Here is a 1467-nt window from a genome sequence, read left to right as displayed (position 1 = left end):
TCTGGGGGCGGAGCCCCCAGGTTGAGGATGATGGGGGTCCCCCCTGCTCGAGCGAAGCCGAGAGCTTGGGGGAGGGTAGGGGCGGCGGGGGCGAGAACAGGTCGGGGTCAGGAGCGGCGGCGGCGCCCCAGGGCGACGGCCGCCCCGCCCGCCGCCAGGAGCACGACCGCCGCACCCACCACGAACGGAGTGGTCGACGTGCCGCCGGTCTCCGCGAGGCCCGACTCCGCAGGTGCCCCCTGGGGCTTGATGTCGGGAGCGGAAACTGAGGCAGGGGCGGAGACAGGCGCCGCGGCCGGGGTCTCGCAGGTGACGGACCCCAGGGTCAGGGTGCCTTCCACATCCGCCACGTTCAGCTTCAACGGGTTGACGGAGACCTTGAGTTCGAGCGCGGACGCGGCCGCCGTACGGGACGTGGTCCGCGTCCGGGAGAAGTCGAGCCGGACCTCGCCGACCCCCGGCACCTTCACCTCCGTCGGACCGCCCACCGTCAGCGTCACCTTCTTGCCGAGAACGGTCACCCCGCCCAGAAGCGTGGCGGAAGCCACGGGCTTGCGACCCGTCTCACAGGTCGCCTTCGAGGTCACCTGCCCGACCTCGATGAGGGACAGCAGCGGCAGCCCGGGGACATGGATCCGCGCATGGGTGAGGTTCGTGGACGCCTCGGCCCCCGACGCGGACACCGTCGCCTTCGCGGAGGCGACATCCGCCCGCAGCACACTGAACGGCTGCCCACCGTCGACCCCGTCCAGCCTCGCCGTCAGCGTGGTCCGCTCGGCGCTCTGCGGCGCCCGCACCTCGTTGAGGGAGACCGCGAGCGGAACGTTCACGGTCTTGTTGAGCAGGGACACGTCGAGCCCGGTGCGCAGCACGACGGCGCTCGCGCGACCGTGGTCGGCGCTCGCGTGCGCGGAACCCGCACCAGCCAGCACCACCGGACCGGCGGCGAGGACGGTGGCCGCCGCGCCGGCGGCGAAACGGCGTACGGGCATGCGGAAGTTGGTGTTGGCGTTCAAAGGTGGGACCCCCAGGAGAGAACAGCTTGGGACCCGGCAAGAATTACGCACCGAGAGTGAACAGTCAGCAACCTGACGTGACTTCACTCCAACGTGGGGTTTCCGGGAGTTCGTTCGAATCTCACGACGCCGCTGGGCACGAATGTTCCCCACCGTCACCCACTCAACTGCCCCGCCCCGAACACGCCGGTCGACGCTCCGGAGCGCGCACGGTGGTGCGTAACGAGGCGACCGGCGGACGCGTAACGCTCCGTCAACCGGGCGCCCGGACGACCGACAACCTCTCCGCCGCTAGGTCCTGTCGTCACATTCCCGTCGTCCGCCCGGAGGGCGGGCCCTGCGGCGTCATGGAGGTCCCCCCTGCTCGAGCGGAGTCGAGAGCTTGGGGGAGCGTGCTCTCGGCGTGCCGGGCACAGGCCCTCGTACTGGATGTACTTGGGTCTGTGCCCGG

General features: G+C 71.0%; 1 protein-coding gene. It reads right to left on the bottom strand.

Translation table 11 applies throughout. The features are described from left to right. Positions 1-107: 107 nt before the first annotated feature. Positions 108-1016 (bottom strand): SCO1860 family LAETG-anchored protein, encoded by a 909-nt coding sequence (locus ACFVWD_RS58355; protein ID WP_389607309.1) that lies wholly within the window; start codon positions 1014-1016, stop codon positions 108-110. Positions 1017-1467: the final 451 nt, after the last annotated feature.

The sequence above is a fragment of the Streptomyces sp. NPDC058086 genome, from assembly GCF_042885015.1.
Lineage (GTDB): Bacteria > Actinomycetota > Actinomycetes > Streptomycetales > Streptomycetaceae > Streptomyces.
This window is presented reverse-complemented; position numbering and strand designations above follow the sequence as displayed.